We start from the raw sequence: 14,112 nt of genomic DNA, 5'->3' as shown, positions 1-14,112 counted from the left end.
TTTCAGCACAAAAAAAGCAGATTCTTCATTTAAAATTTTGTTCATAACTTTACTTTTACTTAGAAAATCTTTTTATGAAATCCCGATTACTCATTTTTTCTTTGGTTTTATGGTGCATTCAGCTTGCTTTTGCTCAGCAGAAAACCTATTGCAATCCGATCAATATCGATTATGGTTACACACCCTTCGAAGTATTCGCCAAACAAGGAAAACATCGGGCTACAGCCGATCCGGTAATCGTGAATTTCAAAAAAGAGCTCTATCTTTTCTCGACCAATCAAGAAGGTTATTGGCACAGCGACGATATGCTTCACTGGAAATTTATTTCCCGAAAATTTCTTCGCGACAATAAATACATCCATGATTTGAACGCACCTGCAGTTTGGGCAATGAAGGATACGCTTTATGTTTATGGCTCCACTTGGGAATCTGATTTCCCGATCTGGAAATCAACCAATCCCAAAAAAGGAGAATGGAAAATTGCGGTAGACACCTTGAAAGTAGGCGCTTGGGATCCTGCATTTCATTATGATGAAGATAAAAACAAACTCTATTTATATTGGGGATCCAGCAACGAATGGCCCCTTTTGGGAACGGAAGTGAAAGTGAAAAATCTGCAATCCGAAGGCTACGTAAAACCAATTATAAAACTGAAACCGGAAGATCACGGCTGGGAAAGATTCGGAGAATACAACGACAATGTTTTTCTGCAACCCTTTGTGGAAGGAGCTTGGGTAACAAAACACAACGGAAAATATTACATGCAATACGGTGCACCGGCAACCGAATTCAGTGGTTATGCGGATGGCGTTTATGTTTCCAAAAATCCTTTGGAAGGCTATGAATACCAACAACACAACCCATTTTCTTACAAACCAGGCGGTTTTGCTAGAGGTGCAGGTCACGGCGCAACGTTTCAGGACAATTACGGGAATTATTGGCATGTTTCTACCATTTTTATTTCCGTTAAAAATAATTTCGAAAGACGATTGGGAATTTGGCCCGCTGGTTTCGACAAAGACGATGTTATGTACAGCAACACTGCATACGGCGACTACCCTACTCTAATCCCAGAATATGCGCAAGGAAAAGACTTTACCAAAGGTTTATTTACCGGATGGATGCTTTTAAATTATAATAAACCAGTATCGGTTTCCTCTACTTTGGGTGGATATCAACCGAATTTTGCGGTAGATGAAGACATCAAAACCTATTGGTCTGCCAAAACCGGAAATCCCGGAGAATGGTTTCAAACCGATTTGGGAGAAATTTCTTCCATTCATGCTATTCAGGTCAATTATGCTGATCAGGATGCAGAATTTATGGGGAAAACTTTAGGAAAAATGCATCAATATAAAATTTACAGTTCCAACGACGGTAAAAACTGGAAAGTTTTGATTGATAAAAGCAAAAACACTACCGACGTTCCACATGATTATATTGAACTAGAAAAACCTGTAAAAGCAAGATTCCTGAAAATGGAAAACCTGAAAATGCCCACCGGAAAATTTGCGCTAAGTGGTTTCAGAGTTTTTGGAAAAGGTGCAGGAGAAAAACCCGGAAAAGTTGAAAATTTCGTTCCGTTGCGTGCTGATCCAAAAAAATTTGGCGAAAGAAGAAGCATCTGGATGAAATGGAAACAAAACCAAAATGCCGATGGATACACCATTTATTTCGGCAAAACTCCCGACAAATTATACGGAAGCATCATGGTTTATGGCAAAAACGAATATTTTTTCACAGGCGCCGATCGAACCGATGCTTATTATTTTCAGATCGAAGCATTTAACAATAATGGAATTTCCGAGCGTTCCGAAATCTTCAAATCCGAATAATTCAAAATAAAAACCTAAGAAAAGCTGTATTTATCGACAGCTTTTTTATTTTTGTTGCATGAAAATAGCATTTCTCGGTCCGCAAGCCAGCTTTACACAACTTGCCTGTTCCCAAATTTTTCCCGCAGAAGAACTCGTTCCCCAATCGAGTATTTTAGATTGTTTTAATGCCGTGAAAAATAGCGACGCTGAAAAAGCCGTGGTTCCATTGGAAAATTCTATTGAAGGAACCGTTTCAATGACCCTCGATTATCTTTATCAATTTGATGAAATTTTCATCCAAAGCGAAGTGATAATGCCGATTTCCCACCATTTAATGATTCATCCGGAAAACGAAAATTTCGAGAAAATCATTTCGCATCCTCAAGCTTTAGCGCAAACTTTTCATTTTCGAATCAACAAATACGGAAATATTCCAAGCCAAGATTTTTCTTCTACTTCCGCTTCTGCCAAATTGGTTTCGGAAAATCCACAAGATAAAATCGCTGCGATTGCCAATCATTACGCTGCAAAATTATATGGTTTAAAAATCATCGACGAAAATATTCAGGATTTTGAGCAAAATCACACCCGATTCATTGTAATTTCTAAAAAAGACGAAACTTTACAACTCAATTTCAAGAAAACCTCTGAGAAAACTTCTTTATTAATCACACTTCCCGAAGATCACGCCGGAGGTTTGCATCAGGTTTTATCGGTTTTTGCCTGGCGAAAAATGAACCTTTCGAAAATTGAAAGCCGCACCCTGAAAACCGGACTCGGAAATTATTTTTTCTACATCAATGTCGAAGGAAATTGGGAAAATATTCTCTACAAAAATTCTCTGGAAGAACTAAAATCCATCGGTGCCGAAGCTAAATTTATCGGCCACTACAACGAATACGAACTGGAAGATTGATTATTTTAAATATCAAAAATGATTTAATATTTATCTTTCCACTTTTTGCGGAGCTGTTCGGCGATTTTATTTTCGGTGGAATTATTTCCCGGCTCATAGAATTTGGTTCCGGAAATTTCTTCTGGTAAAAACTCCAAATCAACGAAATTTCCTTCGTGAGAATGCGCATATTGATAATCTTTACCATAATCCAAATCCTTCATCAATTTGGTAGGAGCGTTTCTTAAATGAAGCGGAACCGGAAGATTTCCCGTTTTTTTCACCATCGCCAACGCTTCATTTATCGCCAAATAAGTCGAGTTGCTTTTCGGCGAAACCGCCAAATAAACCGCTGTTTCACTCAGGATAATTCGCGCTTCCGGATTTCCGATCACATTCACCGCCTGAAAACAATTATTAGCGATCACCAACGCATTCGGATTGGCCAAACCGATATCTTCGGAAGCCAAAATCAGCATTCTTCGCGCTATAAATTTGATATCTTCACCACCTGCCAACATTCGTGCGAGCCAATAAACAGCGCCATTCGGATCGGAACCGCGCATAGATTTGATGAAAGCCGAAATGATATCGTAATGTTGTTCGCCATTTTTGTCATAAAGCGCCATCGTTTCCTGCAAAACCTCCAAAACATCCTCATTGGAAATTTCTTTTTTCTTTGAATTTTTAAAATTATTCAAAACATTTTCTACAGAATTGATGAGCTTTCGGGCATCGCCACCGGAATATTGAATGAACGCTTCTTTATCTTTAATCTTAAAATCAGTTTGGGCGTTTTCGTTGTATTTTTTTAATGCAATTTCAGCCAATTCTTCGAGTTTTTCATAACTTAAAGATTTTAGGACATACACTTGCGAACGCGAAAGCAAAGCCGAAACCACCTCAAAACTAGGATTTTCTGTGGTCGCGCCGATAAGAACAATCCACCCTTTTTCGACGGCGTGAAGCAGCGAATCTTGCTGAGATTTATTGAACCGGTGAATTTCATCAATAAATAAAATGGGCGATTTTCCGGAAAAAAGATTTTGTTTTTTGGCATCTTCAATCACTTCTCGAACGTCTTTCACTCCGCTAGAAACTGCTGAAAGTTTAAAAAATTTCCTTCCAGATTTTTCTGAAATAATTTCTGCTAAAGTGGTTTTCCCAGTTCCGGGTGGTCCCCAAAAAATCAGGGAATTCAGCGTATCATTTTCCAGCATTTTCCTCACCGTTCCGTTTTTTCCGGTAAGATGTTCTTGTCCCAAAACTTCATCCAAAGTTTTAGGTCGCAGTAATTCGGCAAGTGGAATGTTAGAATTCAAAGTAGAAAATTGAAAATTAATGGATCAGAATAGACTTCACTACTAAGTTTAGCCATAAACTTTCAACAAAATTAAACTATTTCGTTATTTTTGCAACGCAATGTTCAACAAAATCATCACATTTCCTTTGGTTGTCCTGATAAAATTTTATCAGTGGTTCATCTCGCCGCTCCTTCCAAAAAACTGTCGATACGAGCCAACTTGTTCCCATTACATGGTGGAAGCACTTCGTGTTCATGGGCTTTTCAAAGGATTTTGGTTGGGAGCAAAAAGGATTTCTAGGTGCCATCCTTGGGGTGGCGAAGGCTATGATCCGGTGCCACCGAAATGTGAACATCAACATTAAAAAAATAAATAAAAAATATGGCTTCATTCTTATATATTACTTGGGATCCGTCGACAGGTATCAATTTAGGCCCGATCACGCTTCATTATTACAGTTTAATGTTCGTTTTAGCGTTCGGACTTGGCTATGCAATTATGACGAAAATTTTCAAGATCGACAATGTCAACCAAAAATATTTGGAACCACTTTTCACGTGGACTTTGGTAGGAACTATTCTTGGGGCAAGATTGGGGCACGTTATTTTTTACCAACCTGAACTTTTCAAGCAGGATTTTTGGTCGGTTTTTCTTCCGATCCAAACAAAACCTCAGCTCAAATTCACCGGTTTTTCAGGTTTGGCAAGTCATGGAGCTACCATCGCGTTGATTTTCACGACACTTTATTATTCCTATAAAATCATCAAGAAAAACCCTTTTTGGGTGTACGACAGAATCGGAATTGTAGTTGCTTTAGGCGGCGCTTTCGTACGAATCGGAAATTTTTTCAATTCTGAAATTATCGGAAAACCGGCTCCTGAAGGATCTCCGTTTGCAGTTCTTTTTCCTCAGCAAAGTTCTGAATATGGCGCGATTGTTCCACGTTATCCAACTCAACTTTTCGAAGCAACAGGTTACTTTTTACTCTTTATTTTATTGTGGGCTTTGTACCGTTACACCAACAAAAAGTACCAACAAGGTTGGTTATTCGGTGTGTTTTTCGTCATTCTTTGGGCGATCAGATTCTTTGTGGAATTTTTAAAGGAACCTCAAGGCGATGAGTTTATTACTTTTGCAGGTTTAAATACCGGTCAGGTTCTTTCAATTCCGTTTATGATTGCAGGTTTGGTGAGCATGTGGTATTCTAAAAATAACAAAATTACGGAAGAAGAAAACGGACAACCCGATTAATTTTTATTTAAAAATAATTCAACCTTTCAATTTTTTTGGAAGGTTTTTTTATGCTAAAATTTTGAAAACATTGCCCAATTCATCAATTAAATCTGAAGGCAACATCGCTTCTTTTGAATTTTTTTCGGCAGCAAAATCACCTGCTTTTCCGTGAAGCCAAACTCCAAAAACAGCAGCCTCTTCCGGAGAATAATTTTGTGCCAAAAGTGAAGTAATAATTCCCAAAAGCACATCGCCACTTCCGCCTTTTGCCATTCCAGAATTTCCGGTAATGTTATAAAAAACCTTTTGTTCAGGCGTAATAACTTGCGTGTGATGATCTTTAAGAACGATGTAAATCCCAAATTCCTTCGATTTTTTTCTCGCAAGTTCCAATCTTTCAAACGAATTTTCTGTGCTTCCGAAAAGCCTTTCAAATTCTTTAGGATGCGGCGTGATGATGCTATTTCTAGGAATCGATGACAAAATTTCGGTGTTCTGAGCAATTAAATTTAATGCATCAGCATCCAAAACCACCGGATTTTTATAGTTTTTAAGGAATTCAAAAAAAGATTTCTGAGTTTCAGAATTCGTTCCCAAACCGGGGCCAATTCCCAATACGTGATCATTTTCAACAGGAAAATCTGTAACGAAATTTTCACCAGAAACTTCCACCATCGCTTCGGGACAAACGCTTTGCAAAACAAAATATCCACACGCAGGAATTCGCGCGAAAGTGATTCCACTTCCCGATTTCAAGGCAGCTTTTGTGGCTAAAACGGCAGCACCAATTTTCCCAAAACTTCCAGCAACAATCGTTGTTTTCCCGAAATTTCCTTTGTGTGAAAACTGATTTCTTGGTCGATAAATTTTATGAATTTCAGTTTCATCAATTACAAAATAATCCGAATGTTCATTTTCAATAAATTTTTGGCTCAAACCAATTTCCAAAATATGAATATTTCCACAGAATTTTCCGGTTTCAGGATGAAGAAAACTCTTTTTCCAAAACTGAAAACTTAAAGTTTCATCTGCATTAAAAACGATTTGATTTTCTTCCAAAGACCGATCGGCAAACAATCCGGACGGAATATCAATCGAAATTTTCGGAAAACTGAGATGGTTGAGTTTTTGAATTAAATTTTTGACAGAAATTTCAATTTTCCGGTTCAAACCTGTTCCAAAAACTGAATCTACTAACACCGAATTCTCTTGAAAACCCAAATCTTCAATTTCATTAAAATCATAAACCGCAATTCCTGAAATTTCACGGATTCTTTTTAAATTAATTTCCGCTTCCTGACTGTATTTTGAATTCTTTTCATTAATGAAAACATTCACATCAAAACCTTTTGTATAAAGGATTCTTGCCAATGAAAAACCATCTGCACCGTTGTTTCCGTTTCCACAAAACACCTGGAATTCAGAAGTTTTGTTGAAGTGATTCTCGATCCATCTTGCACATGTTTCAGCTGCTCTTTCCACTAATTTAATGGGAGAAATCGGTTCATTTTCAATGGTAAATTGATCGCAATTTCTGATTTGTTGGGCTGAAAAGATTTTCATTTTTCAAGAAATTAAATATCCAATAAATTTAGTGAAAATTGAGAACTCAGCATCATTTATACTTTTATTATCAACGAATTATAGAATTTTTTGTAGAATTTTAAAAATATTTATTAAATTAGCTGAACTTAAAAACATTAAAAAATATAAAATTATGGGATTTGTACAAGAATTTAAAGCATTTGCTTTCAAAGGAAATGTGGTAGATTTAGCAGTCGGTGTGATCATTGGAGCTGCATTTGGAAAAATTGTTTCTTCTTTAGTGGAAGATGTAATTACTCCTTTACTATTGAATCCTGCGCTGAAAGCAGCGGGTGCAGAGAATATTGCGACTCTGACGTGGAACGGAGTTAAGTATGGAAATTTCTTATCTGCAATCATCAGTTTCCTATGTATCGCAATGGTATTGTTCTGGCTGATTAAAGCGGCTAACAAAATAAATAAACCAGCTGAAACAGCACCTGCAGGACCTTCTAACGAAGAAGTTCTTTTGGCTGAAATCAGAGATCTTTTGAAGAATAAATAATTCAAAATAACAATCATAAAAAATCCCGGAAATTTCCGGGATTTTTTGTTTAATATGTTCTTTAAATTTTATTGAATTTGCAGAATACTGCAAATTTGTTCTGCCAAAGAAAGCCCGATTCTGTCTTGCGCCTCCACGGTTGAAGCACCGGTATGAGGAGTAAGAGAAATTTTTGGATGGTTCAGAATATTTTTAGAAGGAGTTGGTTCATTGATAAAAACGTCGAGTCCTGCGAACGCAACCTTTCCGGAATCTAAAGCCGCAATCAGTGCATCTTCGTCGATGACACCACCACGAGAACAGTTTACGATTGCCACGCCGTTTTTCATTAAATCAAACTCTTTCTCACCGATCATATAACCGTTTTTCTGAGCAGGAACGTGCAAAGTAATGAAATCAGCATGTTTCAAAACATCTTCAATAGGTTCGGTTTCGATATCAACGTTGATGAATTGGTTATTGTAAAATTTCACTTTGATACTTGCGCGACCCACGTTGTTGTCTGCTGCGATAACTCTCATTCCCATTCCCAATGCGATTCTTGCAACTTCTTGTCCGATTCTTCCCATTCCGACAATTCCGATGGTTTTTCCGCGAAGTTCGATGCCTTTTTCATAAGCTTTTTTCAGTTTTGCAAATTCAGAATCACCTACTACAGGCATTTTTCTGTTGGAATCCTGCAAAAAACGAGCTCCAGAAAACAAATGTGCAAAAACAAGTTCCGCCACTGATTCAGAAGATGCAGAAGGCGTATTGATGACATGAACATTTTTGGAGCGAGCATAATCTACATCGATATTATCCATTCCTACTCCACCTCTTCCGATGATTTCGATACTTGGACATGCATCTATTAACTCTTTTCGTACTTGCGTCGCACTTCTTACAAGGATGGTGCGGATTTGATTTTCATTTATAAAATCTATTAAAGATTCCTGAGGAACTTTGTTGGTTATTACTTCGAAACCTTTTTCTGTAAGCGCATCAATCCCAGATTGGTCTAGACCATCATTAGCTAATATCTTCATCTATTAATCTTTAAATACTTCAATTGTTACTTGTTTTTCTACCATATCGGTAAATTTTCCTTTGAATCGCGTCGCTTTCACAAGGTGATTATCAATCCAGTGATAATTTCCACCTCTCGGCTTTCCGCACAGAACACTGTGATATTTAAACCCATGTTTATCGAGCCAGTCAATCGTAATCTGCTTTAGATTCTCGGTGCGCGACGTAAAAAAACAAATGATATGTCCCTGATCATACCACCGATTGATGGTTTCCAATGCATCAGGATAAGGTTCGCAATCAATCATTCTTTCCGGCTCCTCATTGGGTACATCATCGGTAATGGTTCCATCGATATCTATGAGGTAATTCTTCACTCCTCCCTTCAGTATTGGGCTTAGATGGTCTTTATGTTCTAGTTCCATTTCAAAAATTTTAAGAGGCAAAATTACAAATTTTGATTGGTTTAAAGCCTTTTAATTTTTCGGGTTTCTGAATTAAAAAACTGAAAGCATAAATTTTTATTAAAAATTTTACCAACTAAGTTTTAAAACTTAAATTTGTGAGATATGGAAGAACAAGTAGTTGTAGTTTCTGAAAATGATGAAATTTTAGGACTGATGGAAAAAATGGAGGCCCACGAAAATGGAATTCTTCATCGTGCATTTTCCGTTTTTTTATTTAATGACAAAGGCGAAATGCTCCTTCAGAAGCGCGCTTCCTCAAAATACCACTCCCCAAACCAATGGACCAATGCCGTTTGTTCGCATCCAAAAATCAATGAAACTTATTTGGAAGGCGCGCAACGTCGGTTGAATGAAGAATTGGGCATTAGTGCCGATCTTACGGAGAAATTTAGTTTTGTTTACAAAGCAGATGTAGGCCAAAATCTTTGGGAACACGAGTTAGACCACGTTTTTACAGGAAATTACGAAGGTAATTTTGTGCTGAATGAAGATGAAGTTTCGGAAATAAGATATATTTCCATGCAACAACTTGATGAAGAAATGAAAGAAAATCCTGAACATTTCACAGAATGGTTCAAAATCATTTTAAAAGAATACAAAGATCATCTTTAACAATAATCGAAATATAATCTAATTAATAAATTTAAAGAATGGAGAAAAGAACTGCGCTGTTTGACAAACATGTTTCTTTGGGCGCAAAAATGGTACCTTTTGCAGGTTTCGAAATGCCTGTACAATATTCCGGCGTTACGGAAGAACACTTTGCTGTACGTGAAAAAGTAGGAATCTTCGATGTTTCCCACATGGGGCAGTTTTTTGTGGAAGGACCTTCTGCAAAAGATTTACTACAATATGTAACGACTAATAATGTAGACACTCTGGAAGACGGAAAAGCGCAATATTCTTGCCTTCCCAACGGAAATGGTGGAATTGTAGATGATTTGATCGTTTATAAAATGGCCGATGAAAAATATTTCGTGGTGGTAAATGCTTCCAATATCGATAAAGATTGGAATCACATTTCAAAATACAAAGAAAAATTCGGTGCGAAACTCACCAATGCTTCGGACGAAATGTCTTTGATCGCCATTCAAGGTCCAAAAGCTACGGAAACGCTTCAGAAATTAACCGACACGCAACTTTCAGACATTCCTTATTATCACTTTACGATTGGGACTATTGCGGGAGTTTCCGACGTGATAATCTCCAACACAGGTTATACCGGAAGTGGAGGTTTCGAAGTTTATTTTAAAAATGAAAGTGCCGAAAAAATATGGGATTCTATTACCGAAGCTGGTGAAGAATTCGGATTGATTCCTTGCGGACTTGCTTCCAGAGACACTTTGAGATTGGAAAAAGGATTTTGTCTTTACGGAAACGATATTGATGATACCACTTCTCCACTAGAAGCTGGTTTGGGATGGATCACCAAATTCGATAAAGATTTTGTGGACAAAGAATTCCTAGCGAAACAAAAAGAAGAAGGCGTTACCCGAAAATTAGTAGGTTTCGAAATGCAGGAAAGAGCCATCCCAAGACATGATTACTTGGTTGTAGATGCCGATGGAAACGAAATAGGAAAAGTAACTTCCGGAACGATGAGCCCAATGAAATCAGTAGGAGTTGGACTAGCTTACGTTGCAAAACCTCATTTCAAAATAGGTTCAGAAATTTTCATTCAAATTAGAAATAAAAATATTCCTGCGAAAGTTGTGAAATTGCCTTTCGTATAAAACTGAATTCGTTTTATTGAATCATTAATTATAAAACCGCCTGAAATTCCTTCAGACGGTTTTTTTTACTCTGCGAAGAAACTTCGGAGCGCTTCCAGATTTTTTTTCTCGTTTCCGATGAATATCTCTTTGTCGGTCATAAAAACTGGTCTTTTCAAAAAGGTATAATGATCTAAGATCAATTCTTTATAATCGTCTTCTGTCATTGTTTTTAAATTGAGTTCTCTCAACTTGATTTGATTCGATTTCTTACTGAAAAGCGCCTCATAAGAACCCGCTAACTGATACATCTGTTCCAGTTCTTCGGTTGAAATCGGGTTTATTTTTATTTCGCGCAATTCCCAATCCTTTAAACTGAATTTTTTAAGAATTTTCAGACAGGTATCGCAGGTTTTTAAATAAAATACTTTTTTCATTTTTCAAAAATAGTCTTAATAAAAGGAATTTAAAAATTTTATCAATATCTTTATTCAAAATTTATGTAAAAAATGCAGACAAAAACCGTTTTTCAGTTTATTTCCGAACCCAGCGATGTAAATTATGGCGGAAATGTACACGGCGGAAGTGTAATGAAATGGATCGACCAGGCTGGTTATGCTTGCGCAAGCTCGTGGAGCTCCAGCTATTGTGTAACCGTTTATGTGGGCGGAATCCGCTTCTATTCTCCCATAAAAATTGGTCACATCGTGAAAGTTGAAGCGGAAGTAATCTATACCGGAAGTACGAGCATGCATATTGCCATCAATGTATTTTCCAGAAATATCAAGCGAAAAGATTTTGAAAAGAAAACCCACTGTATCATTGTTTTTGTGGCAGTCGATGATGAAGGAAATTCAGTACAAGTTCCAAAATTCGAACCCGAAACTGAAGCTGAAAAACAAATGGAACAATACGCCATAAAGCTTATGGATCTTCGAAAAAATATAGAAGATGAGATGAAGCCGTTTTTATAAAAATTATTTCAAAAAAAAACCTTCCTGGAAATCGGAAGGTTTTTATTATCGATAACAAGAAACTATCTTGCAATATTTACTGATCTGGTTTCGCGGATTACCGTTACTCGAACTTGTCCTGGATAAGTCAATTCATTTTGAATTTTTTCTGAAATATCATAAGAAAGTTGGGAAGATTGGTCATCATTTACTTTCCCGCTTTCCACCATCACACGAAGCTCACGTCCCGCCTGAATCGCATAAGCACTGGAAACGCCATCAAAACTTAGCGCAGCAGCTTCCAAATCTTTTAATCTTTGGATATAAGATTCCAAAACTTGGCGTCTCGCTCCCGGTCTCGCTCCGGAAATCGCATCGGCAACTTGAATGATTGGCGACAACAAAGAAGTCATTTCAACCTCGTCGTGGTGAGCTCCAATCGCGTTAACCACTTCTGGATTTTCACCATATTTCTCCGCCCATTGCATCCCAAGAAGCGCGTGTGGAAGTTCGGATTCTTGCTCCGGAACTTTTCCGATATCGTGAAGCAAACCTGCTCTTTTTGCCATTTTTACATTTAAACCCAATTCTGCAGCCATTGTTGCAGCGATATTTGCTACTTCTCTGGAGTGTTGCAAAAGGTTTTGGCCATAAGAAGATCTGAATTTCATTCTTCCTACGATTTTCACCAATTCTGGGTGAAGTCCGTGTACGCCTAAATCGATGACGGTTCTTTTTCCCACTTCGATGATTTCTTCTTCGATGTGTTTTTTGGTTTTTTCTACCACTTCTTCAATTCTCGCTGGGTGAATTCTTCCGTCGGTTACCAAACGGTGAAGTGAAAGTCTTGCGATTTCTCTTCTCACCGGATCGAAACATGAAAGCAAAATCGCTTCCGGAGTATCATCAACGATGATTTCAACACCGGTTGCAGCTTCCAAAGCACGGATATTTCTACCTTCTCTACCGATAATTCTACCTTTTACCTCATCCGATTCAATATTGAAAACTGAAACTGAATTTTCAATCGCTTGCTCGGTTCCGATTCGCTGAATGGTCTGAATTACAATCTTTTTCGCTTCCTGTTTTGCGTTAAGATTCGCTTCTTCCATAATGCTCTGAACGTGCGCTTGAGCTCTTGTTTTCGCCTCTGCTTTTAGGGATTCTATCAATTCATTTCTTGCTTCATCGGCAGAATAATTGGCGATTTTTTCTAGCATTTCTACTTTTTGCGAAGTAGCAATATCCAATTCATGTTGTTTTCTTTCAAGGATTTCGTGTTTTTTGCTGTAATCGGCGATTTGTCTGTCCAAATCCTTTTCTAGTTTCCCGGTTTTGCTCAACTCATCATTGAGTTTGTTTTCTTTGTCTTTAATTCTTTTTTCAGCATCCTGCATCTTCTTTTCTCTTGATTGAATATCGGCATCGTGCTGAGATTTCAGTTCCAAAAACTTTTCTTTGGCCTGAAGTTGTTTTTCTTTTCTAATGGATTCGGCCTGCACAGTGGCTTTTTCTATAAGGTTTTCGGCATTTTTCTTTGCATCCTGAATGATGAATTTTGCTTTTGCGTTGAGCGAGCTTTTAGAAAATAACATTCCTATAATAGCTCCCAAAACCAAGCAAACAATACCGATAATAATTGCGGTTGTTGTCATATATGTTTAGTTTAATGTTCCTTTATTTAAATGATTTCAAAGGTGGATTTTCCATTTTGAAATCGGTTTTGTTAATTGTTTTTCATCCACTTTTAAGATAAAAAAAAGCCCACAATAATTCAGTGATTTAGAGTAAACTCCTAATCAACACGATTTGAACTGATTTTCACTTTCTGTAATCCGAGCAAGTCGGCGCGCCATCAAGTGAACTTTCGTCCGGTAATTGTTTAGCGTTGAGTTTACCTTAATGTGTTAGAACTATTGTAGGCAGTTGTATTTTGGAAAAGAAAAATCTACTTTTCCAGTTCCTCCAGCAAGCGGTTAATCTGCATTAACCTTTCGTTGGAAGCTTGTATATTTTTTTCGTTGGAGATTGATGATACTTCTGCGTTGGTACCCAGTTTTAAGGCGCACATTGCCAAAGCATCTTGTTTATCCCTCACGTCAAAATTTTGTTCAAAATCTTTAATCATTGCTTCAATCTGTTTTCCCACTTTCCGAAGAGTTTCTTCTTCAGCGGCAGGTACATTCAGCGGATAATTACGTCCGGCTATGTTGATGGTAATTCTTCTTACTTCCATTACAACCCGCTGTTTTGAAGTTCAGCAATGCAGTTATCCACTTCTTTGATCAATCGGTTGATGTGGTTTTTCATCAATCGGTTGTGATCAGGATTTCCTGTAATGGCTGAATACAATTTTATGTTTTTTTGTTCTTCTGCTAAAACCTGGTTTTTTCTTTTTTCCTCGTCATATTTCTTCTTCAATTCGTCATGCTCTTTAGACAATTCTGCATACTTTTCGTCCAAATTCCGGTAATTCTTAGTTACACTCAGAATCTTTTTTTCTAAAACCGAAAAGTTATTTTCTAAATCTTTGAGCATTTTCAGGCTTAATTAATTCTAACTATTTAGCAAAAATATAAAATTTTAATTTGAATTGAGGAATTATTTCAACAATTTATTGAAATAAAAAAGAGA

The 14,112-nt window shown here is 37.2% G+C and carries 16 protein-coding genes; 8 read left to right on the top strand and 8 right to left on the bottom strand.

Going from position 1 to position 14,112, the window contains the following annotated elements:
- The first annotated feature begins 74 nt into the window (after nt 1-74).
- Together NOV28_RS00995 and pheA are read left to right on the top strand one after the other, a co-directional pair.
- Nucleotides 75-1,835, top strand: coding sequence for a discoidin domain-containing protein (locus tag NOV28_RS00995; RefSeq protein ID WP_255926638.1), 1,761 nt, complete (start codon nt 75-77; stop codon nt 1,833-1,835).
- 58 nt (nt 1,836-1,893) lie between these two features.
- On the top strand, nt 1,894-2,733 hold the full coding sequence (gene pheA / locus NOV28_RS00990; RefSeq protein ID WP_255926636.1) for a prephenate dehydratase: 840 nt from the start codon (nt 1,894-1,896) through the stop codon (nt 2,731-2,733).
- 23 nt (nt 2,734-2,756) lie between these two features.
- On the opposite strand, the gene NOV28_RS00985 is transcribed toward pheA, so the two are convergent.
- Nucleotides 2,757-4,034: a replication-associated recombination protein A gene (locus NOV28_RS00985; RefSeq protein WP_255926634.1), complete on the bottom strand. Its 1,278-nt coding sequence runs from the start codon at nt 4,032-4,034 to the stop codon at nt 2,757-2,759.
- A gap of 100 nt (nt 4,035-4,134) precedes the next feature.
- On the opposite strand from NOV28_RS00985, the gene yidD reads away from it, so the two are divergent.
- On the top strand, nt 4,135-4,380 hold the full coding sequence (gene yidD, locus NOV28_RS00980) for a membrane protein insertion efficiency factor YidD (protein ID WP_255926632.1): 246 nt from the start codon (nt 4,135-4,137) through the stop codon (nt 4,378-4,380).
- Nucleotides 4,381-4,397: 17 nt separating this feature from the next.
- Nucleotides 4,398-5,267, top strand: coding sequence for a prolipoprotein diacylglyceryl transferase (lgt, locus tag NOV28_RS00975; protein ID WP_255926630.1), 870 nt, complete (start codon nt 4,398-4,400; stop codon nt 5,265-5,267).
- Nucleotides 5,268-5,315: 48 nt separating this feature from the next.
- Here lgt and NOV28_RS00970 read toward each other — a convergent pair whose 3' ends face one another.
- The gene (locus NOV28_RS00970) at nt 5,316-6,812 is read right to left on the bottom strand and encodes an NAD(P)H-hydrate dehydratase (protein WP_255926628.1); all 1,497 of its coding nucleotides are present in this window, start codon (nt 6,810-6,812) and stop codon (nt 5,316-5,318) included.
- 154 nt (nt 6,813-6,966) lie between these two features.
- Between NOV28_RS00970 and mscL the strand changes: the two genes are divergently transcribed.
- The gene (mscL, locus tag NOV28_RS00965) at nt 6,967-7,338 is read left to right on the top strand and encodes a large conductance mechanosensitive channel protein MscL (protein ID WP_255926626.1); all 372 of its coding nucleotides are present in this window, start codon (nt 6,967-6,969) and stop codon (nt 7,336-7,338) included.
- A gap of 68 nt (nt 7,339-7,406) precedes the next feature.
- Here mscL and NOV28_RS00960 read toward each other — a convergent pair whose 3' ends face one another.
- Together NOV28_RS00960 and NOV28_RS00955 are read right to left on the bottom strand one after the other, a co-directional pair.
- Nucleotides 7,407-8,366 (bottom strand): D-2-hydroxyacid dehydrogenase, encoded by a 960-nt coding sequence (locus NOV28_RS00960; RefSeq protein ID WP_255926624.1) that lies wholly within the window; start codon nt 8,364-8,366, stop codon nt 7,407-7,409.
- 3 nt (nt 8,367-8,369) lie between these two features.
- Nucleotides 8,370-8,771, bottom strand: coding sequence for an LNS2 domain-containing protein (locus NOV28_RS00955; protein ID WP_255926622.1), 402 nt, complete (start codon nt 8,769-8,771; stop codon nt 8,370-8,372).
- A gap of 144 nt (nt 8,772-8,915) precedes the next feature.
- Between NOV28_RS00955 and idi the strand changes: the two genes are divergently transcribed.
- Complete coding sequence (idi, locus tag NOV28_RS00950) at nt 8,916-9,425, top strand: isopentenyl-diphosphate Delta-isomerase (RefSeq protein ID WP_255926620.1); 510 nt, start codon at nt 8,916-8,918, stop codon at nt 9,423-9,425.
- A gap of 38 nt (nt 9,426-9,463) precedes the next feature.
- A complete protein-coding gene (gene gcvT / locus NOV28_RS00945; protein ID WP_255926618.1) occupies nt 9,464-10,546 on the top strand; it encodes a glycine cleavage system aminomethyltransferase GcvT in 1,083 nt (360 codons plus the stop codon).
- A gap of 65 nt (nt 10,547-10,611) precedes the next feature.
- Here gcvT and NOV28_RS00940 read toward each other — a convergent pair whose 3' ends face one another.
- Nucleotides 10,612-10,962: an arsenate reductase family protein gene (locus NOV28_RS00940; RefSeq protein WP_255926616.1), complete on the bottom strand. Its 351-nt coding sequence runs from the start codon at nt 10,960-10,962 to the stop codon at nt 10,612-10,614.
- A gap of 72 nt (nt 10,963-11,034) precedes the next feature.
- Between NOV28_RS00940 and NOV28_RS00935 the strand changes: the two genes are divergently transcribed.
- Nucleotides 11,035-11,499, top strand: a complete 465-nt coding sequence (locus NOV28_RS00935) for an acyl-CoA thioesterase (RefSeq protein WP_188321301.1) — start codon at nt 11,035-11,037, stop codon at nt 11,497-11,499.
- A gap of 62 nt (nt 11,500-11,561) precedes the next feature.
- On the opposite strand, the gene rny is transcribed toward NOV28_RS00935, so the two are convergent.
- From rny to NOV28_RS00920, 3 genes are all read right to left on the bottom strand, one after another.
- Nucleotides 11,562-13,133 (bottom strand): ribonuclease Y, encoded by a 1,572-nt coding sequence (gene rny / locus NOV28_RS00930; RefSeq protein WP_255926610.1) that lies wholly within the window; start codon nt 13,131-13,133, stop codon nt 11,562-11,564.
- A gap of 293 nt (nt 13,134-13,426) precedes the next feature.
- Nucleotides 13,427-13,714 carry a cell division protein ZapA gene (locus NOV28_RS00925; RefSeq protein ID WP_255926608.1) on the bottom strand — a complete coding sequence of 96 codons (288 nt, stop codon included), beginning with the start codon at nt 13,712-13,714 and terminating at the stop codon, nt 13,427-13,429.
- A complete protein-coding gene (locus NOV28_RS00920) occupies nt 13,714-14,016 on the bottom strand; it encodes a hypothetical protein (protein ID WP_255926606.1) in 303 nt (100 codons plus the stop codon). Before NOV28_RS00920 ends, NOV28_RS00925 begins: the two co-directional genes overlap by 1 nt.
- Nucleotides 14,017-14,112: the final 96 nt, after the last annotated feature.

The sequence above is a fragment of the Kaistella montana genome, from assembly GCF_024436175.1.
Taxonomy (GTDB): domain Bacteria; phylum Bacteroidota; class Bacteroidia; order Flavobacteriales; family Weeksellaceae; genus Kaistella; species Kaistella montana.
Note: the sequence above shows the minus strand (reverse complement) of the source record. Positions and strands in the feature narration are given on the sequence as shown.

Excerpts from the sequence above, each read along its gene's own strand:
- NOV28_RS00960 (WP_255926624.1), bottom strand. The coding sequence starts at position 8,366 with ATGAAGATATTAGCTAATGATGGTCTAGACCAATCTGGGATTGATGCG.
- mscL (WP_255926626.1), top strand. The coding sequence starts at position 6,967 with ATGGGATTTGTACAAGAATTTAAAGCATTTGCTTTCAAAGGAAATGTG.
- NOV28_RS00995 (WP_255926638.1), top strand. The coding sequence starts at position 75 with ATGAAATCCCGATTACTCATTTTTTCTTTGGTTTTATGGTGCATTCAG.
- NOV28_RS00920 (WP_255926606.1), bottom strand. The coding sequence starts at position 14,016 with ATGCTCAAAGATTTAGAAAATAACTTTTCGGTTTTAGAAAAAAAGATT.
- NOV28_RS00935 (WP_188321301.1), top strand. The coding sequence starts at position 11,035 with ATGCAGACAAAAACCGTTTTTCAGTTTATTTCCGAACCCAGCGATGTA.
- idi (WP_255926620.1), top strand. The coding sequence starts at position 8,916 with ATGGAAGAACAAGTAGTTGTAGTTTCTGAAAATGATGAAATTTTAGGA.
- NOV28_RS00955 (WP_255926622.1), bottom strand. The coding sequence starts at position 8,771 with ATGGAACTAGAACATAAAGACCATCTAAGCCCAATACTGAAGGGAGGA.
- NOV28_RS00970 (WP_255926628.1), bottom strand. The coding sequence starts at position 6,812 with ATGAAAATCTTTTCAGCCCAACAAATCAGAAATTGCGATCAATTTACC.
- NOV28_RS00940 (WP_255926616.1), bottom strand. The coding sequence starts at position 10,962 with ATGAAAAAAGTATTTTATTTAAAAACCTGCGATACCTGTCTGAAAATT.
- gcvT (WP_255926618.1), top strand. The coding sequence starts at position 9,464 with ATGGAGAAAAGAACTGCGCTGTTTGACAAACATGTTTCTTTGGGCGCA.
- yidD (WP_255926632.1), top strand. The coding sequence starts at position 4,135 with ATGTTCAACAAAATCATCACATTTCCTTTGGTTGTCCTGATAAAATTT.
- pheA (WP_255926636.1), top strand. The coding sequence starts at position 1,894 with ATGAAAATAGCATTTCTCGGTCCGCAAGCCAGCTTTACACAACTTGCC.
- NOV28_RS00925 (WP_255926608.1), bottom strand. The coding sequence starts at position 13,714 with ATGGAAGTAAGAAGAATTACCATCAACATAGCCGGACGTAATTATCCG.
- rny (WP_255926610.1), bottom strand. The coding sequence starts at position 13,133 with ATGACAACAACCGCAATTATTATCGGTATTGTTTGCTTGGTTTTGGGA.
- lgt (WP_255926630.1), top strand. The coding sequence starts at position 4,398 with ATGGCTTCATTCTTATATATTACTTGGGATCCGTCGACAGGTATCAAT.